Origin of the sequence: Variovorax boronicumulans, assembly GCF_029892485.1 — a bacterium.
Taxonomy (GTDB): Bacteria; Pseudomonadota; Gammaproteobacteria; order Burkholderiales; family Burkholderiaceae_C; genus Variovorax; species Variovorax boronicumulans_B.
Genome location: NZ_JARXVG010000005.1, coordinates 424,769 through 448,894, shown reverse-complemented (window position 1 = coordinate 448,894; position 24,126 = coordinate 424,769). Strand labels below are relative to the sequence as shown.

Here is a 24,126-nt window from a genome sequence, read left to right as displayed (position 1 = left end):
CGTTGTAGTCCAAAGACGCGATTTTCGCAGGCCCGCCGGGGCGGGCGGATACGATCCCGCGGATGAACACCAAACACCTCGTCGCATGGATCGCCACCTTCATCGTGCTGCTGGTGATCGACATGCTCTGGCTCGGTGTCGTCGCCAAGAACATGTACCAGGACGCCATGGGCGACCTGATGTCGCCGCAGCCGCGGCTGGCCTTCGCGGCGATGTTCTACCTGCTGTACCCGGTCGGGCTCCTGATCTTCGCGATCCTGCCGGGCATCGATGCGCAGAGCGTGACGCGGGCAGCGGTGCTGGGCGGGCTCTTCGGGCTCTTCTGCTACGGCACCTACGACCTGACCAACCTGGCGGTGATCCGCAACTGGCCGCTGGCCCTGTCGTTCATCGACATCGCCTGGGGCACGCTGGTGAGCGGCGTGTCCGCGGCGGCCGGCGCCCTGGCTTTGCGCTGGTTCGCCGGGCGTTGATTCCGCCCCACACCATGACTTTCGTCAGGGGGTCTGTAACGTCTTGTTAAGGCAAAATCCTGCACCACCGATGCAGGGGACAACAAGATGGGCGAACGCGGCACCGCGATCAGCTTCGAAGACTTTCAGGGCACACGCAACTTCACCGCACTCGATGGCCTGCGGGCCGTCTCCGTCTTCCTCGTGTTCAGCGACCATTTCGGCGGCATCGGCTGGACGCGCTTCTCGGGCTGGCTCGGCGTCCACGCCTTCTTTGTTCTCTCCGGCTTCCTGATCACCACACTGCTGCTGCGCGAGCGCGACAGCACCGGCCGCGTGTCGCTCAAGGCCTTCTACATTCGCCGCGCCACGCGCCTGCTGCCGCTCTACCTGCTGGTGTTCCTGGCGGTGCTGGGCCTGAGCCATGTAGCCCACAACGGCACGTGGGAGCAGATGAAGGCGGCCGCGCCCTACTACCTCACGCTGCTCAACGAGATGGCCAACGTGGCGCCGCTGCACATGACCTGGACACTGGGCGTGGAGTGGAAGTACTACCTCGTCTGGCCTACGCTGCTCGTGGTGTTCGGCACGACGCTCCGCTCGGGCCTGGCGACCGTCGGCTTCTGCCTCGTGGCACTGGCGATGATCGGCATCGGCGGCTTCCATTGGGACCTGCTGCTGCCGCAGAACTACGTGGGCATGCTGTTCGGCTCGGCGCTCGCCCTGCTGATGAATTCGCGCCGCACCTTCGCCCTGGTGCGTGGCCTCATGACCCACGGCGCGGCCATCGCGCTGGTGCTGGCACTTCTGCTGGTGCATCGGCGCTTCCCGCTGATCGCCGGGCGCATCGGCGATGCGTCGGCCATTGCGGTGTACAGCCTGCTGATCGCGATGCTGATTCCGGCGCTGATCGCCACCCGCACCTGGATCGCCCGGACACTGGCGTCGAAGCCGCTGGCGTTCGTCGGGCACCGCTCGTATGCGATGTACCTGGTGCAGTACGTTGCGGCCCACACGGTGATCGCGCTGCTGCCGGGCTCCACCATCGTGGGCGGCACGCTGCTCTTTCTTTCGTTCGCCGTGGCGCTGCTTCTCTCCGACCAGCTCTACCGCTGGTTCGAGAAGCCGATCACCGACTGGGGCCACCGCTGGGCCAAGGCGGTGAAACAGGCGGCGCTGTCGAAGACGCCGCTGCCAGGGTGCGAGGCCGCCGCAGCGCTGCAACCGGGCGGCAACCGCAGCCCACTCTAGAAGCCCGCTCTAGAGGAAGCGCTCGAGCAGCTTGCGCGAAGGCCGGTCCAGCGCCTTCGCATCGGGAATTCGGAACTGCACGCCGTGCGCGCTGGCAATCAGCAGCGCGCCGCCTTCGAGCCGGCGGATGTCTTCCTCGGCCTTGAGCACGAAGCTGGTGTCGCCGCGGTCGGTGCTCACGGTCCAGGTGCTGGGCACGCCGAAGCTGGAAACCTTGTGCAGCTTCAGCAGCGTGGGCGCGAAGTCGCGCACGGCAAGTTCTTCTTCGAGCAGCGCCCGGCTCTGCGGCGGCAGCGTCTCGACGCGGTCGATCCAGACCAGCTCGCGGCCCTCGCCGCCGACCAGCGAGATGCCCTCGCCGGGCGCCGTGAGCGGAAAGGCGCGCACGGGCGTGATGCCCACATGGCGCTCGCCTTGGGCGTCAGTCAGCACGAGGCGGCCGAAGGCATCGCGCGCCAGATCGAAGGTGGGGATGTTTTTGTCGGTCATGCGTCACCTGCCGGGTGTGCTGCGTGGCTGATGAGTGGCAATTGCGCGCCCGCACGCTCGTCTACGGCGCCTTCGCTCGCATCGTCGTCCCCCTGGCGCAGCTGCGCCTGGTAGAGCCGCCAATAGGCGCCCTGCTTGGCCATGAGCGCATCGTGCGGCCCGACCTCGACCACCTCGCCGCGGTCCATGACCACGAGCCGGTCGGCCTTGCGCAATGTCGACAGCCGGTGGGCGATGGCGATGGTGGTGCGGCCCTGCACGAGGTTGTCCAGCGCCTTCTGGATTTCCTTCTCGGTCTCGGTGTCCACGGCCGAGGTGGCCTCGTCGAGGATCAGGATGCGCGGGTCGATCAGCAACGCCCGCGCAATGCTGATGCGCTGGCGCTCGCCGCCCGAAAGGCCCTGGCCGCGCTCGCCGACCAGCGAGTCGTAGCCATGCGGCAGCCGCAGGATGAAGTCGTGCGCATGCGCCGCGCGGGCGGCGGCCACCACTTCTTCGCGCGTGGCGTCGGGCTTGCCATAGGCGATGTTCTGCGCGATGGTGCCGAAGAAGAGGAACGGCTCCTGCAGCACCAGCCCCACGTGCCGCCGGTAGTCGGCCACGGCAAAGCGGCGGATGTCGGTGCCGTCGACCTTGATGGCGCCATCGGTTACGTCGTAGAAGCGGCAGATCAGGTTGACCAGCGTGCTCTTGCCCGAGCCGCTGTGGCCCACGAGGCCGATCATCTCGCCGGGCTCGATCACCAGATCGAGGTCGTGGATCACCGCGCGCGAGCCGTAGCGGAAGCCGAGGCCGCTCATCTCGATGCGGCCCTGCACGCGCTCCACCTTCACCGGGTTCACCGGCTCGGGCACGTTGCTCACGTGGTCGAGGATGTCGAAGATGCGCTTGGCGCCGGCAGCCGCCTTCTGCGTGACCGAGACGATGCGGCTCATCGAATCCATGCGCGTGTAGAACCGGCCGATGTAGGCGATGAAGGCGGTGAGCACACCCACCGTGATGCTGCCGCGCGAGACCTGCCAGATGCCGAAGCCCCACACCACCAGCAGGCCGATTTCGGTCAGCAGCGACACGGTCGGCGTGAACACCGACCAGGTGCGGTTGAGCTTGTCGTTGACCTGCAGGTTGTAGGCGTTGGCGGTGCGGAAGCGGTCGGCTTCGCGGCGTTCCTGCGCGAAGGCCTTGACCACGCGAATGCCGGGAATGGTGTCGGCCAGCACGTTGGTCACCTCGGACCACACGCGGTCGATCTTCTCGAAGCCGGTGCGCAGGCGATCGCGCACCACGTGGATCATCCAGGCGATGAAGGGCAGCGGCACCAGCGTGACCACCGCGAGCAGCGGGTTGATCGAGATCAGGATGGCCGCCGTCATGACGATCATCAGCACGTCGTTGGCGAAATCCAGCGCGTGCAGCGACAGGAAGACGTTGATGCGGTCGGTTTCCGAGCCGATGCGCGACATCAGGTCGCCGGTGCGCTTACCGCCGAAATAGTCGAGCGGCAGGGTCAGCAGGTGCTCGTACGTGCTGGTGCGCAGGTCGGCACCGATGCGCTCGGACACCAGCGCCAGCAGGTAGGTGCGTGCCCAGCCCAGCCCCCAGCCCAGCAGCGCCGCGCCCAAGAGGCCGCTCAGGTAGAGCACGACGCGGGACGGGTCGATCTGCTTGCCGTTCTGGAACGGGATCAGGATGTCGTCCATCAGCGGAATGGTCAGGTAGGGCGGCACCAGCGTGGCGGCGGTCGACAGCAGCGTCAGGAAAAACCCGAGGAAAAGCTGCTTGCGGTAAGGCTTCGCGAAACGGCCCAGGCGCAGCAGCACCCAGGTCGAGGGCGGGGTCTGGAGTTCGGTGTCGGCCGGTTCTTCCGCGTCGATGGCCTCCGCTGTCGCCTCCGCGACATCGGCCGCGCGATGGCCGAACAGCTTGAGCAGGCGCAGGGCGCTGGCCTGATTGCCCAGCGTGTAACGCCAGCGCGCCAGACGGCCGTCCGGCCCCAGCAGGTCGAGCGTGCCTACGCCCGAATGGTCGGCCAGCAGCAGTTCGAGGGCGGGTTCTGTGAGTGGCCACTCACGCCATTTGCCGCCCGGTTCGAGCGCGATCAGGCGCTGGTCAGTCAGGGCAACTAGGCCGGAAGCGAAACGAAGTTCGTAATCGAGGTCAACCGGCAGTGTTACCAGAACGTTTTCCGCGACAGCGAGACGGTTTTTCAGCGCGTCTGAAGCCGCCTCGATTTCGCCCTCCCGGGTGCCGACTGGATCGTGATGTTGCATTGTGTTTCTTTGACTCTTGCCCGTCGCGGGCCGCAGGGACCGCGCCTTGGCGTCCTTTGTCGGGCGCCGATTCTGACTGATTGCCATGGGCGCGCTTGAAGGCGCCGTGGTGCTCGGCCAAAGCACATCGAACGTTTTCATGACCCGTTTCGACGACATCCGCCTGCTGCGCATCAACTATTTGCGCGGTCCCAACCTCTGGACCTACCGTCCGGTGCTCGAAGTCTGGCTCGACCTGGGCCAACTGGAAGACTTCCCCTCCAACAAGATCGACGGCTTCACCGACCGCCTGACCGGCCTGCTGCCCGCGCTCATCGAGCACCACTGCGGCGTGGGCGAGCGCGGCGGCTTCATCCAGCGGCTGACCGAAGGCACCTGGTCGGGCCACGTGCTGGAGCACGTCGTCATCGAACTGCTGAATCTGGCCGGCATGCCGACCGGATTCGGGCAAACCCGCAGTACCTCGGAGCACGGCGTCTACCGCATGGTGTTCCGGGCGCGCGACGAGCAGGTGGCCCGGGTGGCGCTGGCCGAGGGCCACCGCCTGCTGATGGCGGCCATCAACAACGACCCGTTCAGCGCCGCCGACGTGCAGAAGGCCGTCGATGCAGTCAAGGCCAAGGTCGAGGACTGCTACCTCGGCCCGAGCACCGCCGCCATCGTCTCCGCCGCCACCGACCGCGGCATCCCGCACATGCGGCTGAACAGCGGCAACCTCGTGCAACTGGGTTATGGCGCCAACCAGCAGCGCATCTGGACCGCCGAGACCGACTACACCAGCGCCATCGGCGAATCGATCGCCAGCGACAAGGAACTGACCAAGTCCCTGCTCGCGAGCTGCGGTGTGCCGGTGCCCGAAGGCCAGATCGTCGCCAATGCCGAAGAGGCCTGGGAAGCCGCCGAAGACATCGGCCTGCCGGTGGTCGTGAAACCGTCGGACGCCAACCACGGCCGCGGCGTGTCGCTCGAACTGACCACGCGCGAAGAAGTCATGGCCGCCTTCGCTGTCGCCGAGCCCGAAGGCAGCGACGTGATGGTCGAACGCTTCATCCGCGGCCACGAACACCGCCTCCTGGTGGTGGGCGGCGAAGTGGTGGCGGCCGCACGCGGCGAGATCATCACCGTGACCGGCGACGGCAAGCTCAGCGTGGCCGAACTCATCGAAAAGCAGCTCAACAGCGACCCGCGTCGCGGCGCCGAAGAGGAATACCCGCTCGACCTGATCGTGCTGGCCACCGACGCCAAGCTGCAGCTCGAACTCAAGCGCCAGGAACTCGATGGCGCCGCCGTGCCGGCCGCCGGCCGCGTGGTCACGATCCAGCGCAACGGCAACATGGCCAACGACTGCACCGACCAGGTCCACCCCGAAGTCGCGCACGCCGCCGTGCTGGCCGCGCGCGTCGTGGGCCTCGACATCGCGGGCATCGACCTCGTGGCGCTGGACATCTCCAAGCCGCTGGGCCCGCAGCGCGGCGCGATCGTCGAAGTCAACGCCGGCCCGGGCCTGCTGATGCACCTGAAGCCGGCCGTCGGCTCGCCGCGCCCGGTGGGCCGCGCGATCTGCGACCACCTGTTCCCCAACGACGCACCCGGCCGCATTCCCGTGGTCGGCGTGGCCGGCTCGCAGGACACCGCAGTGCTCGCGCGCCTGGTCGCCTGGCTCATCAACCTGGGCGGCCGCCACACGGGCCTGGCCTGCCGCGACGGCCTGTTCCTGGAGCGCCGCCGTGTCGATGCGCGCAACAGCGCCAACTGGGACGCCGGTCACCGCCTGCTGGTGAACCGCGCCGTCGAAGCCGTGGTGATCGAGAACGGCGCCGAGACCATCCTGCGCGACGGCCTGGCCTACGACCGCTGCGAAGTCGGCATCGTGACCGACCTGGAAGGCGCCGAGGCGCTCGCCGACTACGACATCACCGAGAGCGACCAGATGGTCAAGGTGCTGCGCACGCAGGTCGACGTGGTGCTGTCCGAAGGCACGGCCGTGCTGAACGCGGCCGATGCGCGCGTGGCGGGACTTGCGCCGCTGTGCGATGGCGCCGTCATCCTGTATTCGGCCGATGCGCAGGCTCCGGCGCTCACTGCGCACCAGAGCGCCGGCGGCAAGGCCGTGCTCGTGCGCCAGGACCGCGTGGTGCTGGCCAACGGCAGCAGCGAATCGTTCCTGCCGGGCCTCGGGCGCCTCACGATCTGGCGCGCCACCCATGCCGGCGTGAGCCTCGAAAGCGTGCTGGCCGCCGTGGCCGCCGGCTGGGCGATGGGCATTCCGCTGAACCTGATCGGCGCCGGCGTGGAGGCTTTCGAGGCCGACCTGCAGGCCGCCCTGGCTTCGCTGCAACTGTCGCAAACGCAGCCCCTTCAACCTCAATTCGCCTGAGGCCTCGTGCCACTCGCCAGTTTGCAAGCCTTCGTCGCCCCATGAAAGTCACCCGCATCCGAGCCCTTCGCGGCCCCAATCTCTGGAGCCGCCACACAGCCATCGAGGCGGTCGTGGCCTGCGAAGGCGATGAGAACGCCATCAGCAAGCTCGCCGGTTTCGAAGCCCGCCTGCGGGCCCGCTTCCCCACCATCGGCGAACTGCATCCGATGGTGCTGGGCCAGCCGCTGGCGCTCGCCCATGTGCTGGAGAACGCCGCCGTGGCGCTGCAGGCACAGGCCGGCTGCGCGGTCAACTTCGGCCACACCGCGCAGACGGTGGAAGAAGGCGTCTACCAGGTCACCTTCCAGTACAGCGAGGAAGCCGTCGGCCGCCGCGCGATCGCGCTGGCCGAGGAGCTGATTGCCGCCGCGCTGGCCGACACGCCCTTCGATGCCACCGCCGCCATCACCGACCTGCGCGACCTGGACGAATCCGAGCGCCTCGGCCCGAGCACCGGCTCCATCGTCGATGCGGCCGTGGCACGCGGCATTCCGTACCGGCGCCTCACCAGCGGCAGCCTGGTGCAGTTCGGCTGGGGTTCCAAGCAGCGCCGCATCCAGGCCGCCGAGGTCGACAGCACCAGCGGCGTGGCCGAAGCCATCGCGCAGGACAAGGAACTGACCAAGCAGCTGCTCAACGCCGCCGGCGTGCCGGTGCCGCTGGGGCGTCCCGTTTCCAGCGCCGAAGACGGTTGGGCCGCCGCCGGGGAAATCGGCCTGCCGGTCGTGGTGAAGCCGCAGGACGGCAACCAGGGCAAGGGCGTGACCGTCAACATCACCACCCGCGAACAACTGACCTCGGCCTACGACTCGGCCGCCGTCTACGGCGAAGTGATGGTCGAGAAATTCCTACCGGGCTTCGACTTCCGCCTGCTGGTGGTCGGCGACCGGCTTGTGGCCGCCGCGCGGCGTGATCCGCCGCAGGTGATCGGCGACGGCCAGCTCACCGTGCGCCAGCTGGTGGACACAGTGAACCTCGACCCGCGCCGCGGCGAGGGCCATGCCACCTCGCTGACCAAGATCCGCCTGGACGACATCGCCATCGGCCGGCTCGAATCGCAGGGCCTCACGCCCGACAGCGTGCCCGAGCGCGGCCAGCGCGTGGTGCTGCGCAACAACGCGAACCTCTCGACCGGCGGCACCGCCACCGACGTGACCGACACCGTGCACCCCGAAGTGGCCGCGCGCGCAGTCGATGCGGCGCAGATGGTGGGCCTGCACATCTGCGGCGTGGACATGGTCTGCGAGAACGTGCTGCGTCCGCTCGAGGAGCAGCACGGCGGCGTGGTCGAAGTGAATGCCGCGCCGGGCCTGCGCATGCACATCTCGCCGTCGTTCGGCCGCGGCCGCGCAGTCGGCGAGGCGGTGATGGACACCCTCTTCTCCCATGGCGACGACGGCCGCATCCCCGTGGTCGCCGTCACCGGCACCAACGGCAAGACGACCACCGCGCGCCTGATCAACCACCTGCTCGCCTCCAGCGGCCTGCGCACCGGCATGACCAACACCGACGGCGTGTACGTCGACGGCCGCCAGACCGACAGCGGCGACTGCAGCGGCCCGAAAAGCGCGCGCAATGTGCTGATGCATCCCGACGTCGATGCGGCCGTGTTCGAAGTGGCCCGCGGCGGTGTGCTGCGCGAAGGCCTCGGCTTCGACCGCTGCCAGGTGGCCGTGGTCACCAACATCGGCAGCGGCGACCACCTGGGCCTGAACTACATCACCACCGTCGAAGACCTCGCGGTGCTCAAGCGCGTGATCGTGCGCAACGTGGCGACCGACGGCTATGCAGTGCTGAATGCGGCCGACGTGAACGTCGCGGCCATGGCGGCCGGCTGCCCCGGCCATGTGATCTTCTTCACCGCCGACCGCATGCATCCGGTCATGGCCACGCATCGCGCGCAAGGCAAGCGCACCGTGTACGTGGACCAGGACACGCTGGTCGCGGCCGAAGGCTCGTGGCGCGAACGCATTCCGCTGCGCGACGTGCCGATCACGCGCAACGGCACCATCGGCTTCCAGGTCGACAACGTGATGGCCTCGGTGGCCGCGGCCTGGGCCGTGGGCCTGGACTGGGACACCATCCGCAGCGGCCTGGCGAGCTTCATGAACGATGCGGCCGGCGTGCCCGGGCGCTTCAACGTCATGGACTACCGCGGCGCCACCGTGATCGCCGACTACGGCCACAACACCGACGCGATGCGCGCGCTGGTCTCGGCCGTGGACACCATGCCGGCCAACAAGCGCTCGGTGGTGATCAGCGGCGCGGGCGACCGGCGCGATTCGGACATCCGCGACCAGACGGCGATCCTCGGCGAAGCCTTCGACGACGTGATCCTTTATCAAGACGCGGCGCAAAGGGGCCGTGCCGACGGCGAAGTGATGGCGCTGCTGCGCCAGGGCCTGCAGGGCGCGGCGCGCACGCGCTACATCGACGAGATCCGTGGCGAGTTCGTGGCGATCGACACGGCGCTGGCCCGCCTGCAGCCGGGCGACCTGTCGCTGATCCTGGTGGACCAGGTCGAGGAAGCGCTCGCTCACCTCGCACAGCGCATCGCAGCAGGCTGACAGCCCGGTTGACGGACGTGTCCCACACACAGGGGGCGCGTCCGGCCCGCCTGGTGAACGGGGCTGTCCCACACGACGCTGGGCATGGTCGGCACCACACTGTGGCTCCGGTCGCGGACCTCTTCCTTCTGGAGGAGGGACGTGTCCCAACCAGGAGCCCGCATGACAACAACAGTTCGTTCCCTTCTTTCCGCCACGGCCATCTTTGCCGCCAGCGGTTTCATCGTCTTCGGCGCACAGATCGCCAGCGCACAGGCGCCCGGCACCGATGCACGCGCACAGAAGGAACGCGCCGTCTGCGACGGCGTGCAGCAAGACCGCGCCGCGTGCCTGCGCGAAGCCGGCGCCGCGAAACAGGAAGCCGGCCGCGCCGGTCTCACCACGCCGAGCCCGGCACGAGGCCAGGTCAATTCGCTGGCACGCTGTTCCGAGCAACCCGCGGCCGACCAGGCCGACTGCGAAGCCCGCATCAAGGGCGGCGCCCGCACCACCACCGAAGGCAGCGTGATGGGCGGCGGTGTCATCCGCGAAACGGTGACGCCCCTGCCGGCGCAACCCGCACCGGCACGTTGATCTACAGACCGATCACTCCAAGGAGCACCTCATGAAAAGCAACACCCGTTCGATCGTCCTCGCCCTGCTCGCCGTCGGCGGCATGGCCACCGCCGGCATGGCCTCCGCACAAGGTTCGCGCGGCGGCATCTACCAACAGGAGCTCTCGGTCTGCGGCCACAACCAGCAGGACCGCGCCGCCTGCATCCGCGAAGCCGGGGCCGCACGCCAGGAAGCCGCACGCGGCGGCCTGACCGGCGCACCCGACTACCGCGCCAATGCGCTCGCACGCTGCGGCCTGCAGCAGTCGCCCGGTGACCGCAGGGATTGCGAAGCCCGCGTGCTCGGCGGCGCAGGCAACACCAGCGCCAGCGTCGAAGGCAGCGTGATGGGCGGCGGCGTGATCCGCGAATCGGTCACCACGGTGGTGATGCCGGCGCCGATGCCGATGGAGCGCGCGCCCGATCCTGTGATGGCCCCGCGCCCGATGCCGATGCCGATGCCGGCACCGATGCGCTGATCGTGACTCCCTGCCTACCCGTCGGCCCCGCTTTGCGCGGGGCTGCGGGCGATGCCCTTCTTTGTCACACGACTGTCATAAAAGGTTGCCGTGTGCTAGCTATAGTTCTCGGTCCCCTGCCACCGAGGAACTCTTTCCCATGAATGCCATCAAGGTCGCTCGCCGATTCATAGAAACGGACCCGGCCAACGAATCGGCCAAGATCCTGGCCCAACTCGTGTTGGCCCTCGAGTCCGAACGCAGCTTCGAGCTGGTCACCCTCTACAGCCTCGACTACAAGAGCTTCGAGCTCGCCATGGACATCCTGAAGGAATGGCGGCTCGACCGCTACTACGCCAGCAAGTCCAAGCTGTTCGACCTGTCGCTGCAGGTCACCGAACTCGAGAAGAGCTAGGGCCTCCGGGGCACGGGCGTACTCAGACCATCATCCCGCCCGACACCTCGATCCGCTGGGCATTCACCCAGCGATTTCCCTCACCCAGCAAGCCCGCGATCGCACCGCCGATGTCGTCGGGCTTGCCCGCGCGTCCCAGCGCGGTGAAGCCGGCGATCATGGCGTTGACCTGCGGGTTGTCGCGCACCATGCCGCCGCTGAAGTCGGTTTCGATGGCACCCGGCGCGATGGTGTTCACCGCGATCCCGCGAGCGCCCAGCTCCTTGGCGAGATAGCGCGTGAGCACCTCCACGCCGCCCTTCATCGCCGCATAGGCCGAGGCGCCGGCGATCGAGAAGCGGGTCAGCCCCGACGACACATTCACGATGCGCCCGCCGTCGGCGATCAGCGGCAGCAGCTTCTGCGTGAGGAAGTACGTGCCCTTGAAGTGCACGTTGTAGAGCATGTCGAGCTGCGCTTCGGTCGTGTCCTCGAAGTTCGCATGCAGGCCGACGCCGGCGTTGTTCACCAGGAAGTCGAAGCGATCGCGCTGCCAGGTGGCGGCCAAAACCGTCTTCACTGAATCCGCGAACGCGGCGAAGGTCTTGCTGTCGCCGACGTCGAGCCGCAGCGCGATGGCGCGGCGGCCCTTGACCTCGATGTCCGACACCACCGCCTGCGCGCTGGCTTCGTCCGACACATAGGTCAGGATCACATCGACGCCATCGGCAGCGAGCGCCAGCGCGGCGCTGCGGCCGAGGCCCCGGCTGCCGCCGGTGACGAGTGCGATGCGGGATGCATGGGGGTTGCTGGAAGCGGTCATTTCAAAGTCCTCGGTGGTTGATCGGTAGATCGATGGGAGGACTTTAAGAATTACCGGCAGCAAGATAAATCCTGCCAGGCGTTGCACACTGTTATCCGATCAGGAAACAATCATCGCCATGAACACCGACGAACTGCGCATCTTCTCCAGGGTCGCCGAGCTCGCGAGCTTCAGCCGCGCCGCGGACCAGTTGGGCCTGACGCGCGCACGCGTTTCGGTCGCCGTGCAGCAACTGGAAGAGCGCCTGGGCACGCGGCTGCTCCAGCGCACCACGCGGAGCGTGCGCCTCACCGAAGACGGCGAACGCTTCCTGGACCGCTGCAAGGACTACCTCGCCGAAGGCGAGCAGTTGGCCACCATGTTTCGCGCGAGCATCGGCGGCCTCACGGGGCGCCTGCGCATCGACCTGCCGGCCACCGTGGCACGCGACCTGGTCATTCCGCGCCTGCCCGAATTCCTCGCGCGGCATCCCGCGCTGGAGATCGGCATCAGCACCACCGACCGCCGCGTCGACCTCGTGAACGAGGGCTTCGACTGCGTGCTGCGCGTGGGCGTGCTGGGCGACTCCGAACTCGTCGCGCGGCCGCTCGGTTTCATGCGGATGGCCAATGCCGCAAGCCCGGCCTACCTGCAGGCGCATGGCACGCCGCAGACCCTGGCCGACCTCGCACAGCACCGCATCGTCCACTTCGCGCAGACCCTTTCACCGAACGACGCAGGCTGGGAATACTTCGACGCGGCCCAAGGCCGCTACAGGATGCAGCCGGTGCGCGCCATCGTCACGGTGAACGGCACCGATGCCTACAACGCCGCGGCGGTCGCGGGCCTCGGGCTGATCCAGGCGCCGGTCTCGGGCCTGCAGCCGGGCTTTGCGCGCGGCTCGCTCGTGCAGGTGATGCCGGCGTTCACCGCGCGTCCGCTGCCGGTGTCGCTGGTGTACGTCAACCGCCGCCAGCTCGCACCACGCGTGGCAGCGGTGATGGACTGGCTGGCGGAAATCCTTGCGCCCTACTTCGCCGACGACGGCGAACTGGCAATGGCCTCTATTTCCCCCAGCGCAGCACCAGCGGGTCGAGCCGCTTCGCCGTCTCGATCAGGCCGGCGCGCGTCGCGGGGTGCATCGGCGGCAGCGGATGCCGCGGTGCCTCGCAAGCGATCACGCCGCCCTCCTTCATGAGCGACTTGCAGGCCAGGAGACCCGCCTGCCGGTTCTCGTAGTTGATGAGCGGCAGCCACTGCTGGTAGAGCCCGAAGGCCTTGTCGCGGTCGCCCGCGCGGTGCGCTTCGATGATCGGGCGAATGCCGTCCGGAAAGCCGCCGCCGGTCATCGAACCGGTCGCGCCTGCATCGAGGTCGGGCAGCAGCGTGATGGCCTCTTCGCCGTCCCACGGGCCTTCGATGGCATCGCCGCCCAGGCGGATCAGCTCGCGCAGCTTCGCGGCCGCACCGGCCGTCTCGATCTTGAAGTACGCGACGTGTTCGATCTCCTTGGCCATGCGCGCAAGGAACGGTGCCGACAGCACCGTGCCGCTGGCCGGTGCGTCCTGGATCATGATGGGAATGTTCACCGCATCCGAGAGCCCCGCATAGAACTCGAAGATCTGCGGCTCGGGCACGCGGAAGGTGGCGCCGTGATAAGGCGGCATCACCATCAGCATCGCGGCGCCCATGTCCTGCGCGCGGCGGCTTCGTTCGGCGCACACCTTGGTGCTGTAGTGCGTGGTGGTCACGATCACCGGCACACGGCCTTTCACATGCTCGAGCATCGTGCGCGTGAGCACTTCGCGCTCTTCGTCGGACAGCACGAACTGCTCCGAGAAATTCGCAAGGATGCACAGGCCGTCGGAGCCCGCATCGATCATGAAATCGACGCAGCGCTTCTGGCTTTCGAGGTCGAGCGCGCCCTGTTCGGTGAAGGTGGTCGGCACCACCGGGAAGATGCCGCGGTATCTGGGGGTCATGGTGTGTGGTCAGTGTGAATGGCGTGGAACGGCGGAGCCTCTGCAGCCCACAAGAAAGTCGAAGTCGCAGCCCTCGTCGGCCTGCAGCACGTGGTTGACGTAGAGCTTCTGGTAGCCGCCGCCGCGCGTGCTCATGGGCTGCGCATCGGAAGCGGACAGCGAAGCCAGGCGCGCAGCCAGCTCTTCGTCGCTGATGTCCAGGTGCAGGCGCCCCGCATCGCAGTCGAGCTCGATCCAGTCGCCATCGCGCACCGCGGCGAGCGGCCCACCATCCGCGGCTTCGGGCGCGACGTGCAGCACCACGGTGCCATAGGCTGTGCCGCTCATGCGTGCATCGGAGATGCGCACCATGTCCTTCACGCCCTGGCGCAGCAGCTTCGGCGGCAGGCCCATGTTGCCGACCTCGGCCATGCCGGGGTAGCCCTTGGGGCCGCAGTTCTTCAGCACCATCACGCAGCTCGCATCGATGTCGAGCGACTCGTCGACGATGCGTTCCTTGTAGTGCTCCAGGTTCTCGAACACCACGGCGCGGCCGCGGTGCTTGAGCAGTTCGGGCGTTGCCGCCGAGGGCTTGAGCACCGCACCGCGCGGCGAGAGGTTGCCGCGCAGGATGCGGATGCCGCCATCGGCGATCAGCGGGTTGTCGAGCGGGCGGATCACCTCGTCGTTGAGGCTCGGCGCCTCGCGCACGTTGTCCCAGATCGACTGGCCGTTGACGGTGAGCGCCTCCGGATGCGGCAGCAAACCGTTCTCGCCGAGGCGGCGCAGCACGGCGGGCAGTCCACCTGCGTAGTAGAACTCTTCCATCAGGAAGCGGCCCGAGGGCATCAGGTCCACGATGGTCGGCGTGTGGCTGCCGATGCGGGTCCAGTCTTCCAGTTCTAGGTCGACGCCGATGCGGCCCGCGATCGCCTTCAGGTGAATCACCGCATTGGTCGATCCGCCGATGGCCGCATTCACGCGGATGGCGTTCTCGAAAGCCTCGCGCGTGAGAATCTTCGACAGCGTGAGCCCTTCCTTGGCCATCTGCACCGCGCGCGCGCCCGACATCTGCGCGAGCACATAGCGCCGCGCATCGACCGCCGGAATCGCCGCGTTGTGCGGCAGCGAGGTGCCGAGCGCCTCGGCCATGCAGGCCATGGTCGAGGCCGTGCCCATGGTGTTGCAGGTGCCCGCCGAGCGCGACATGCCGCCCTCGGCCGAGAGGAACTGATGCAGGTTGATCTCGCCGGCCTTCAGCGATTCGTGCAGCTGCCACACGGCTGTGCCCGAGCCGATGTCCTTGCCGTCGAGCTTGCCGTTGAGCATTGGCCCGCCGGTCACCACGATGGCCGGGATGTCGCAGCTCGCGGCGCCCATCAGCAGCGCGGGCGTGGTCTTGTCGCAGCCGGTGAGCAGCACCACCGCATCGACCGGATTGCCGCGGATCGCTTCTTCCACGTCCATGCTCGCGAGGTTGCGCGTGAGCATCGCGGTGGGCCGCAGGTTCGACTCGCCGTTCGAGAACACCGGGAACTCGACCGGAAAACCGCCCGCTTCCGAAATGCCGCGCTTCACATGCTCCGCGATCTTGCGGAAGTGCGCGTTGCAGGGCGTGAGCTCCGACCAGGTGTTGCAGATGCCGACGATCGGCCGGCCATCGAACTCATGGTCCGGAATGCCCTGGTTCTTCATCCAGCTGCGGTACATGAAGCCGTTCTTGTCGGCCGAGCCGAACCATTCGGTCGAGCGCAGTTTCTTCGGAGGGGTGTCCGGCATGCGAGGTGTCCTGAGAGAAAAAGAGAGAAAGTCAGCGCCGGGGTGCGCGCGATGTGAAGAAGCGTTGCAGCAGGCAGAACACGAAGAGCAGCGCGCCGACGACGATGCGCGTCCACCACGAGCTCAGCGTGCCGTCGAAGGAAATGAGCGTCTGGATGATCCCGAGCATCAGCACGCCGAACAGCGTGCCCGCCACATAGCCCACGCCGCCGGTGAGCAGCGTGCCGCCGATCACCACCGCCGCAATGGCATCGAGCTCCAGCCCGAGCGCATGCAGGCCGTAGCCCGAGAGCATGTAGAAGGTGAAGATCACGCCCGCCAGCGCCGAGCAGAAGCCCGAGAGCGTGTACACGCCCACGAGCGTGCGACGCACCGGCAGGCCCATCAGCATGGCCGAATGCTCGCTGCCGCCGATGGCGTACACCGCGCGGCCGAAAGGCGTGCAGTGCGCAATGAACACCGCGGCCAGCAGCACCCCGATGGCAATCACCGCGCTGATCGAGACCGAGGCCTCGCCCCAGATCGGAATGCGGATCTGCGAGACCTCGGAGTAGAACTCGTTGGTGATGCTGATCGAGTCGATGCTGATGAGGTAGCAGAGCCCGCGCGCGAGGAACATGCCCGCGAGCGTGACGATGAAGGGCTGCAGCCTGAAGCGCTCGATGAGCAGGCCCATGAACGCGCCGAAGGCCGTGCCCATCACCAGCACCAGCGGAATCACGATGGCAGGGCTCCACCCGTGCTTCTCGACGAGCGAGGCCGACACCATCGTCGTGAGCGCGATCACCGAGCCCACCGACAGGTCGATGCCGCCCGAAAGAATCACGAAGGTCATGCCGACCGCGACGACGATGAGGAAGGCGTTGTCGATCAGCAGGTTGAGGAACACCTGCGCCGAGAAGAACCCGTCGTAGAACACCGAGCCCAGCGTCGCCATCAGCACGAACAGCGAGATGGTCGCGGTGAGCGGCAGGTACTTCGGATTGAGCCCTGCCTTGCCCCCTCTCCCGCTTGCGGGAGAGGGCTGGGGTGAGGGTGCTGCGGCCGTTTCGATCACAGCGCTCATTGAAAAACCTCCGTGCTTCGCACTGCGGTGCGAGCTTGCTTGGGGCGGCCCGGCGCGGCGCTCATGCCCTGCTCCCCTCATGCACCGGCCGCTGCACCAGCGACCGAACCTGTGTCCTGAACTCCGGCGACTGCAGCAGCATCACCACGAACACCACCACCGCCTTCACCACCAGGTTGATCTCCGGCGGCACGCCCAGCGAATAGATGGCATAGGTCAGCGTCTGGATGATCAGCGCACCGATCACGCTGCCCATGAGGCTGAATCGCCCACCGGTCAGCGCCGTGCCGCCGAGCGTGACCGCAAGGATCGCGTCGAGCTCCAGCAGTTGGCCGGCGTTGTTGCCGTCCGCGCTCTTCACGTTGGAGCTGATCAGCAGGCCCGCCACGCCGGCGCAAGCGCCGCAGAACGCGTACGCGCCGACGACGAGCCGCCGCGACTGGATGCCCGCCACGCGCGCCGCCGTCGGGTTGATGCCCACCGCCTGGATGAACAGGCCCAGCGCCGTGCGCGTGATCGCCAGATACAGCAGCACGAACACCGCTGCCACGATGAACAGCGAGAACGGCAATCCCAGCAGGTAGCCGCTGCCCAGGAAGAAGTAGGGCTTGTAGTAGATCGTGATGATCTGCCCGTCCGCGATGAGTTGCGCGATGCCGCGGCCGGCCACCATGAGGATCAGCGTCGCGATGATCGGCTGCATGCCGACCTTGGCGACCAGCAGGCCGTTCCACAGGCCGCAGAGCAGCGCCACGCCGATGGCCGCGAGAATCGCGAGGGACATCGGGAACCGGCTCACGTCGCTGGAGACCGAGCCGCCGATCATCCAGGCCGCGACAGCCGCGGCAATGGCCACCACCGCACCGACCGAGATGTCGATGCCGCGCGTGGCGATCACCAGCGTCATGCCGAGCGAAACCAGCACCAGCGGCGCCGCACGGTTCAGGATGTCGATCAGGCTGCCGTAGAGATGGCCTTCGCGCCATTCGAGATGCAGGAAGCTGGCGTTGAAGCCGATGTTGACGGCGAGCAGCAGGAGCAATGTGACGATGGGCCAGGCGAGGCGATGGCTCATGAGGGATGAAAGGCGGTTCATGTCTTCTGCCTTGCTCCTTCCCCTTCCGGGGGAAGGCTGGGATGGGGGCACGCGGCCTTGGATGTTGCGCGGTGGTGGAGGCCGCTGGCCCCCACCCCTGCCCTCCCCCGGGAGGGGAGGGAGAAACACAAAGAAAGATCGCTGTGCGTCATGCTGCGGCAATCATTTCGTAAACCTCGTCCTCGGTCGAACCGCCCGGCAGTTCGCCCACCTTCTGCCGGTCGCGCAGCACCACGATGCGATGCGCCACGCGCACCACCTCGCTCATCTCCGACGAGATGAAGATCACCGCCATGCCCGCGCGTGCGAGCCGCAATATCTCTTCCATGATTTCCTGCTTGGCCGCCACGTCGATGCCGCGCGTGGGCTCATCGAGGATCAACAGGCGAGGCTCGGTCGCGAGCCAGCGCGCGATCATGGCCTTCTGCTGGTTGCCGCCCGAGAGCAGGCCGATGGGGGTTTCGACGCTCGCCGTCTTGATGCCCAGCGACGCGACGAAGCGCTCGGCCATCGCGGTCTGCTCGGCGTGCGACAAAAATTTCCGCGTGCCCAGGCGCGCCTGCAAAGCGAGCGCGATGTTCTCGCGCACCGACAGCTCGGCCACGATGCCGTCCGTCTTGCGCTCCTCGGGGCACAGCGCCAGCCCTTCGCGGATCGCATCGGCGGGGTTCGAGAACGTGACGGCGCGGCCATCGACCTTGAGCACGCCGCGGTCGGGCGATTCCAACCCGAACAACAGACGCGCAAGCTCGGTGCGCCCCGCGCCGAGCAGCCCGGCGATGCCGACGACTTCGCCGGCACGCACGCGCAGATCGGTCGCCTGCAACTGCCCGGCCTGCCCCAACCCTTCGGTCTGCAGCAAGGCCGGCGCGGCTTCGTCGAACGCGGGCAGCGCCGCGGGCCGTGCCGACTGCGCAGCGAGTTCGCGCCCGAGCATCGCGGCGATCAGCGCCTGCGGGCCGAGGTCCGCGGCCTTCCATTCGCCCACCCAGTTGCCGTTGCGCAGCACGGTGATGCGGTCGGACACCGCGTACATCTGGTTCAGGAAGTGGGTCACGAAGACGATCGCGAGCCCTTCGGCGCGCAGGCGCCGCAGCACCTCGAAGAGCTTTTCCACTTCGTCGTCGTCCAGGCTCGATGTCGGCTCGTCGAGGATCAACACCTTCGACGACACGCCGAGCGCCCGCGCGATCGCCACCATCTGCTGCACCGCGACCGAATAGCTGGACAGCAGGCGCGTCACGTCGATATCGAGCCCGATGCGCGCCAGCAGCTCCTCTGCCCGGCGGTTCACCGCCGCCCAGTCGATGCGAAAACCCTGCATCGCACCGCAGCGCGGATAGCGCCCCGCGAACACGTTCTCGGCTACCGAGAGGTTCGGGCACAGGTTCACCTCCTGATAGACCGTGCTGATGCCGAGCTTCTGCGCCTCCAGCGGCGAGCCGGGCCGGATGGCCTGGCCGTCGAAGAACATCTCGCCGCCACTCGACGGCAGCACGCCCGTGAGCACCTTGATCAGCGTGGACTTGCCCGCGCCGTTCTGCCCCATGAGCGCATGGACTTCGCCCGGGTAGAGCCTGAGTTGCACGTCGTTCAGCACGGAGATGCCGCCGAACTGCTTGTGGATGCCCCGCAGTTCCAGCACCGGGGCAAGGGTCGCGCTTTCGGTCATGCGGCTACTTGTTCTTGTTGTAGACGTCGATGAACACCGCCGCCAGCAGCACCAGACCCTTGATGACCTGCTGGTAGTCGATGCCGATCCCCAGGATCGACATGCCGTTGTTCATCACACCCATGATGAAGGCGCCGATCACCGCGCCCATCACCCGGCCCACGCCGCCCGAGGCCGAGGCGCCGCCGATGAAGCAGGCCGCGATCACGTCGAGCTCGAAGCCCAGGCCCGCCTTGGGCGTGGCCGTGTTGAGCCGCGCCGCGAACACCAGGCCCGCGAGCGCAGCCAGCGCGCCCATGTTCACGAAGGTGAGGAACGCGAGCCGCTGCGTCTTCACGCCCGACAGCCGCGCCGCCTTCTCGTTGCCGCCCAGCGCATAGATGCGCCGGCCGATGGTGGTGCGGTTGGTGACGAAGTCGTACACCACGATCAGCACCGCCATCACCACCAGCACATTGGGCAGGCCCTTGTAGGTGGACAGCAGGTAGCTGAAGAACAGGATGATCGCCGCGAAGAACAGGTTCTTCACCAGGAAGAAGGCGTAGGGCTCCTGCTCCATGCCGTGCGCCTTGAGCTTGGCGCGCCCGCGCAGCTTGAAGAACACCAGCGCCGCGGCCGCGAGTGCGCCGACGATCAGCGAGGTGGTGCGCAGCGTGTCGCTGCCCAGCGGATCGGGAATGAAGCCCGAGCTCAGCCGCTGGAACTCGACCGGAAACGGCCCCACCGACTGCCCCGCCAGCAGCGCCAGCGTGAGCCCCTTGAACACCAGCATGCCCGCGAGCGTGACGATGAACGACGGGATCTTGCGGAACGCGACGAACCAGCCCTGCGCGGCGCCGATGACGGCACCGGCCACGATGCTGACGATCGCGGTCGGCACGAAATGCCATTCGTACTCCACCATGAGCACCGCCGCGAGCGCGCCGATGAAGCCGCAGACCGAGCCCACCGACAGGTCGATGTGCCCCGCCACGATCACCAGCAGCATGCCCAGCGCCATGATGACCACGTAGCTGTTCTGCAGCAGCAGGTTGGTGAGGTTGAGCGGCCGCAAGAGCGTGCCGTCGGTCAGCACCTGGAACAGCACCATGATCGCGACCAGCGAGATCAGCATGCCGTATTCGCGCAGGTTGTTCTTCAGGAAGCCCACGTGGAGCTTCGCAGTGGCCGGGGTTGCGGGAGCGGCGCCTTGCACCGCGTTGGCTTCAGGCTGCGACATGGACAGAGCTCCCTGCGCTGACGATGGCATGCATGATGCGTTCCTGCGAAGCCTCTGCGGCCGTGAACTCGGCCACGAAGCGGCCCTCGTTCATCACGTAGATGCGGTCGCACATGCCGAGCAACTCCGGCAGTTCGGAAGAAATCATGAGAATGCCTTTGCCCTCGCTCGCGAGCTGGTCGATGATGGTGTAGATCTCGTACTTGGCGCCCACGTCGATGCCGCGCGTGGGTTCGTCCAATATCAGCAGTTCGGGTTTGGTGAAGAGCCACTTGCTCAGCACCACCTTCTGCTGGTTGCCGCCCGACAGGTTGACCACCAGTTGCTCGACGCCCGAGCAGCGGATGTTCAGCGCCTTCTTGTAGTCGTTGGCGACCTTGAATTCGCGGCCGTCGTCGATCACCGTGCGTTCGGAAATCGCATCGAGGTTCGCGAGGCTGATGTTCTTGCGGATGCCTTCCTCCAGCACCAGCCCGAGGCCCTTGCGGTCTTCGGTGACGTAGGCGATACCGTGGTCGATGGCCTTGCGCACGGTGCTCACGTCCACCGGCTTGCCGTGCATGAGCACGGAGCCGCTGATGCGCTGCCCGTACGACTTGCCGAACACGCTCATCGCCAGTTCGGTGCGGCCCGCGCCCATGAGGCCCGCGATGCCGACGATCTCGCCCTGGCGCACATGCAGGTTCACGCCCTTGATCTGTTCGCGGTCGGCATGCAGCGCGTGGTGCACGCGCCAGTCGCGCACTTCCAGCACCGTCTCGCCGATCTTCGGCGAGCGTTGCGGATAGCGGTGCTCCATGTCGCGCCCGACCATGCCGCGGATGATGCGGTCTTCGCTGATCGGTGCGCCGCGGCAGTCCATGGTCTCGACCGTGGCGCCATCGCGCAGCACGGTGATCGAATCGGCCACCTTGGCGATTTCGTTGAGCTTGTGCGAGATGAGGATCGACGCGATGCCCTGGCGCTTGAGTTCGAGCAGCAGCATCAGCAGCGCATCGCTGTCGTTCTCGTTGAGGCTGGCGGTGGGCTCGTCGAGGATCAGCAGCTTCACCTCCTTGGCCAGCGCCTTCGCAATCTCCACCAGCTGCTGCTTGCCGACACCGAGGTCGGTCACCAGCGTGGTGGGCAGTTCCTTGAGGCCCACCTTGGCGAGCAGCTCGCGCGTCTTCGCATAGGCGGCGAACCAGTCGATCACGCCGCCGGTGGCGATCTCGTTGCCGAGAAACAGGTTCTCCGCAATCGAGAGCAGCGGCACCAGCGCGAGCTCCTGGTGAATGATGATGATGCCCAGCTTCTCGCTGTCGGCGATGCCCTTGAAGCGGCGAAGCTCGCCCTCGAAATGGATCTCGCCGGTGTACGAGTCGCACGGGTAGACGCCGCTCAATACCTTCATGAGCGTCGACTTGCCCGCGCCGTTCTCGCCGACCACCGCGTGGATCTCCCCCTCGCGCACGGCGAGGTTGACGTTGCTGAGGGCCTTCACCCCCGGGAACGTCTTGGTGATCCCGCGCATCTCGAGGATCGTGCGTTCGTCTCCGCTCACCGTGCTCACTTGACCTGGCTTTCCTTGTAGTAGCCGCTGTCCACCAGCACCTGCTTCCAGTTCGAGGCGTCCACGCTCACGGGCTTGAGCAGGTACGAGGGCACGACCTTGATGCCGTTGTTGTAGGTCTTGGTGTCGTTCACTTCGGGTGTCTTGCCCGAGAGCATGGCGTCGACCATCGCGACCGTCACCTTGGCCAGCTCGCGCGTGTCCTTGAACACGGTGGAGGTCTGTTCCTTGCGCAGGATCGACTTGACCGAAGGCACCTCGGCGTCCTGGCCCGAGACGATGGGCATCGGCTGCGAACCCGAGCCGTAGCCCACGCCCTTGAGCGACGAGAGGATGCCGATCGAGAGGCCGTCGTACGGCGACAGCACCGCATCCACGCGGTCCTTGGTGTAGTAGGCCGACAGCAGGTTGTCCATGCGGGCCTGTGCCACAGCGCCGTCCCAGCGCAGCGTGCCGACCTTGTCCATGCCCATCTGCTTGCTGCGCACCACCAGCTTGCCGCTGTCGATGTAGGGCTTGAGCACCGAGAGCGCGCCGTTGTAGAAGAAGAAGGCGTTGTTGTCGTCCGGCGAGCCGCCGAAGAGCTCGATGTTGAACGGACCCTTGCCGCTCTTCAAGCCCAGCGCCGCTTCGATCGATTGCGCCTGCAGCACGCCGACCTGGAAGTTGTCGAAGGTGGCGTAGTAGTCGACGTTCTTCGAGCCCTTGATGAGCCGGTCGTACGCGATGACCTTCACGCCCTTGTCGGCAGCCTTTTGCAGCACGTCGGAGAGCGTGGTGCCGTCGATGGCGGCGATCACGAGCACCTTCGAGCCCTTGGTCACCATGTTCTCGATCTGCGCGAGCTGGTTCGGGATGTCGTCGTCCGCGTACTGCAGGTCGGTCTTGTAGCCCTTGTCCTTGAAGTACTTGACCATGTTCGCGCCGTCGGCGATCCAGCGGGCCGACGACTTGGTGGGCATCGAGATGGCGATCAGGCCCTTGTCCTGTGCATTGGCCAGCGGCGTGAAGCCGACGACGGCGAAAGCCAGGCCCGCGAGCGAGGCCTTGAGGAATTTGCGTTTCATGAGGTGCTCTTCTTAGTATTTGCGGTTCGGGAATTCTTTGGCGGCGACTTCCATGGGGAAGATGCCTTCTTCGGTCACGATGCGCTTGGGCAGCGCCTTGCCGGCCTTGATGTCCTTCACGGCGCTCATCAGCTGCGGGCCGAGCAGCGGGCTGCATTCCACCGACACGTTGAGCTTGCCGGCGATCATGGCTTCGAAGGCACCCTTGACGCCGTCGATCGAGATGATGGTGATGTCCTTCGCCGGCTTCAGACCTGCCTCTTCGATGGCCTGGATCGCGCCGATGGCCATGTCGTCGTTGTGCGCGAAGAGCACGTTGATCTTCTTGCCGTCGGCCTTCAGGAAGGCTTCCATCACTTCCTTGCCCTTGGCGCGGGTGAAGTCGCCGGTCTGCGAGCGGATGATCTTGAACTTCGGGTCGGCCTTGATGATTTCCTCGAAGCCCTTCTTGCGGTCGATGGCCGGTGCCGAGCCCACGGTGCCCTGCAGCTCGACGATGTTCACTTCGCCCTTCTGGTCCTTCATCTTCTCGGTGAGCCAGCGGCCTGCCTTGCGGCCTTCCTCGACGAAGTCGGAGCCCATGAAGGTCACGTAGAGCGTGTCGTCCTTGGTGTTGACGGAGCGGTCGGTCAGCACCACCGGGATCTTGGCGGCCTTGGCTTCGCGCAGCACGGTTTCCCAGCCCGATTCGACCACCGGTGAGAAGGCGATCACGTCGACCTTCTGCGCGATGTACGAGCGGATCGCCTTGATCTGGTTCTCCTGCTTCTGCTGCGCGTCGGAGAACTTGAGCTCGATGCCAGCCTCCTTGGCCGAAGACTTGATCGACTCGGTGTTGGCGGTGCGCCATTCGCTCTCGGCGCCCACCTGGGCGAAGCCGAGCACGAGTTTCTTCTGCGCGAAGGCGGAAGCGGGCAGCAGGCTGCCCAGGGACGCTGCGGCGAGCGCGATGTTGAGAGTGCGGCGATTCATGGTCATGGTGTGTCTCCTTCTTGACGAGTCTGCGTTGCTGTACTTGA

At 66.8% G+C, this 24,126-nt stretch carries 19 protein-coding genes and 1 pseudogene; 8 read left to right on the top strand and 12 right to left on the bottom strand.

What is annotated here, in order from left to right; all coding sequences use genetic code 11:
* The first annotated feature begins 62 nt into the window (after positions 1-62).
* Together M2282_RS14990 and M2282_RS14985 are read left to right on the top strand one after the other, a co-directional pair.
* The gene (locus M2282_RS14990; RefSeq protein WP_280809566.1) at positions 63-473 is read left to right on the top strand and encodes a DUF2177 family protein; all 411 of its coding nucleotides are present in this window, start codon (positions 63-65) and stop codon (positions 471-473) included.
* An 87-nt stretch (positions 474-560) separates the two neighbouring features.
* The gene (locus M2282_RS14985; protein ID WP_280809565.1) at positions 561-1,703 is read left to right on the top strand and encodes an acyltransferase family protein; all 1,143 of its coding nucleotides are present in this window, start codon (positions 561-563) and stop codon (positions 1,701-1,703) included.
* Positions 1,704-1,712: 9 nt separating this feature from the next.
* Here M2282_RS14985 and M2282_RS14980 read toward each other — a convergent pair whose 3' ends face one another.
* Positions 1,713-2,192, bottom strand: coding sequence for a DUF1854 domain-containing protein (locus M2282_RS14980; protein WP_280809564.1), 480 nt, complete (start codon positions 2,190-2,192; stop codon positions 1,713-1,715).
* A complete protein-coding gene (locus tag M2282_RS14975) occupies positions 2,189-4,462 on the bottom strand; it encodes an ABC transporter ATP-binding protein (RefSeq protein WP_280809563.1) in 2,274 nt (757 codons plus the stop codon). Before M2282_RS14975 ends, M2282_RS14980 begins: the two co-directional genes overlap by 4 nt.
* A gap of 139 nt (positions 4,463-4,601) precedes the next feature.
* On the opposite strand from M2282_RS14975, the gene cphA (M2282_RS14970) reads away from it, so the two are divergent.
* The 5 genes from cphA (M2282_RS14970) (at position 4,602) to M2282_RS14950 (ending at position 10,914) form a co-directional block, all read left to right on the top strand.
* Complete coding sequence (gene cphA / locus M2282_RS14970; protein ID WP_280809562.1) at positions 4,602-6,839, top strand: cyanophycin synthetase; 2,238 nt, start codon at positions 4,602-4,604, stop codon at positions 6,837-6,839.
* 41 nt (positions 6,840-6,880) lie between these two features.
* A complete protein-coding gene (cphA, locus tag M2282_RS14965; RefSeq protein WP_280809561.1) occupies positions 6,881-9,448 on the top strand; it encodes a cyanophycin synthetase in 2,568 nt (855 codons plus the stop codon).
* A 162-nt stretch (positions 9,449-9,610) separates the two neighbouring features.
* Positions 9,611-10,021 (top strand): hypothetical protein, encoded by a 411-nt coding sequence (locus M2282_RS14960; protein WP_280809560.1) that lies wholly within the window; start codon positions 9,611-9,613, stop codon positions 10,019-10,021.
* Between the two features lie 31 nt (positions 10,022-10,052).
* Complete coding sequence (locus M2282_RS14955; RefSeq protein WP_280809559.1) at positions 10,053-10,520, top strand: hypothetical protein; 468 nt, start codon at positions 10,053-10,055, stop codon at positions 10,518-10,520.
* Between the two features lie 139 nt (positions 10,521-10,659).
* Positions 10,660-10,914 carry a hypothetical protein gene (locus M2282_RS14950; protein ID WP_042580210.1) on the top strand — a complete coding sequence of 85 codons (255 nt, stop codon included), beginning with the start codon at positions 10,660-10,662 and terminating at the stop codon, positions 10,912-10,914.
* 22 nt (positions 10,915-10,936) lie between these two features.
* Here the strand turns inward: M2282_RS14950 and M2282_RS14945 are convergent, their stop codons facing one another.
* On the bottom strand, positions 10,937-11,716 hold the full coding sequence (locus tag M2282_RS14945) for an SDR family NAD(P)-dependent oxidoreductase (protein ID WP_280809558.1): 780 nt from the start codon (positions 11,714-11,716) through the stop codon (positions 10,937-10,939).
* Between the two features lie 118 nt (positions 11,717-11,834).
* Between M2282_RS14945 and M2282_RS14940 the strand changes: the two are divergent.
* Positions 11,835-12,734 (top strand): annotated as a pseudogene (locus M2282_RS14940) (LysR family transcriptional regulator); the annotation flags it as partial.
* Between the two features lie 25 nt (positions 12,735-12,759).
* Here M2282_RS14940 and M2282_RS14935 read toward each other — a convergent pair.
* The 9 genes from M2282_RS14935 to M2282_RS14895 all read right to left on the bottom strand — a co-directional run bounded on the left by M2282_RS14935 (position 12,760) and on the right by M2282_RS14895 (position 24,085).
* Positions 12,760-13,677 (bottom strand): dihydrodipicolinate synthase family protein, encoded by a 918-nt coding sequence (locus tag M2282_RS14935; RefSeq protein WP_348541736.1) that lies wholly within the window; start codon positions 13,675-13,677, stop codon positions 12,760-12,762.
* Between the two features lie 9 nt (positions 13,678-13,686).
* Complete coding sequence (locus M2282_RS14930; protein ID WP_280809556.1) at positions 13,687-15,435, bottom strand: IlvD/Edd family dehydratase; 1,749 nt, start codon at positions 15,433-15,435, stop codon at positions 13,687-13,689.
* 31 nt (positions 15,436-15,466) lie between these two features.
* On the bottom strand, positions 15,467-16,501 hold the full coding sequence (gene yjfF / locus M2282_RS14925; protein WP_280809555.1) for a galactofuranose ABC transporter, permease protein YjfF: 1,035 nt from the start codon (positions 16,499-16,501) through the stop codon (positions 15,467-15,469).
* A gap of 61 nt (positions 16,502-16,562) precedes the next feature.
* Positions 16,563-17,597: an ABC transporter permease gene (locus M2282_RS14920; RefSeq protein ID WP_280809554.1), complete on the bottom strand. Its 1,035-nt coding sequence runs from the start codon at positions 17,595-17,597 to the stop codon at positions 16,563-16,565.
* A 148-nt stretch (positions 17,598-17,745) separates the two neighbouring features.
* On the bottom strand, positions 17,746-19,269 hold the full coding sequence (locus M2282_RS14915; RefSeq protein WP_280809553.1) for a sugar ABC transporter ATP-binding protein: 1,524 nt from the start codon (positions 19,267-19,269) through the stop codon (positions 17,746-17,748).
* Positions 19,270-19,273: 4 nt separating this feature from the next.
* The gene (gene mmsB, locus M2282_RS14910) at positions 19,274-20,488 is read right to left on the bottom strand and encodes a multiple monosaccharide ABC transporter permease (protein WP_280809552.1); all 1,215 of its coding nucleotides are present in this window, start codon (positions 20,486-20,488) and stop codon (positions 19,274-19,276) included.
* Entirely contained in the window at positions 20,475-22,001 is a 1,527-nt protein-coding gene (mmsA, locus tag M2282_RS14905) for a multiple monosaccharide ABC transporter ATP-binding protein (protein WP_280809615.1), read from the bottom strand. Before mmsA ends, mmsB begins: the two co-directional genes overlap by 14 nt.
* A gap of 35 nt (positions 22,002-22,036) precedes the next feature.
* A complete protein-coding gene (chvE, locus tag M2282_RS14900; RefSeq protein ID WP_280809551.1) occupies positions 22,037-23,107 on the bottom strand; it encodes a multiple monosaccharide ABC transporter substrate-binding protein in 1,071 nt (356 codons plus the stop codon).
* A gap of 12 nt (positions 23,108-23,119) precedes the next feature.
* Positions 23,120-24,085 (bottom strand): ABC transporter substrate-binding protein, encoded by a 966-nt coding sequence (locus M2282_RS14895; protein WP_280809550.1) that lies wholly within the window; start codon positions 24,083-24,085, stop codon positions 23,120-23,122.
* Between the last annotated feature and the right edge of the window lie 41 nt (positions 24,086-24,126).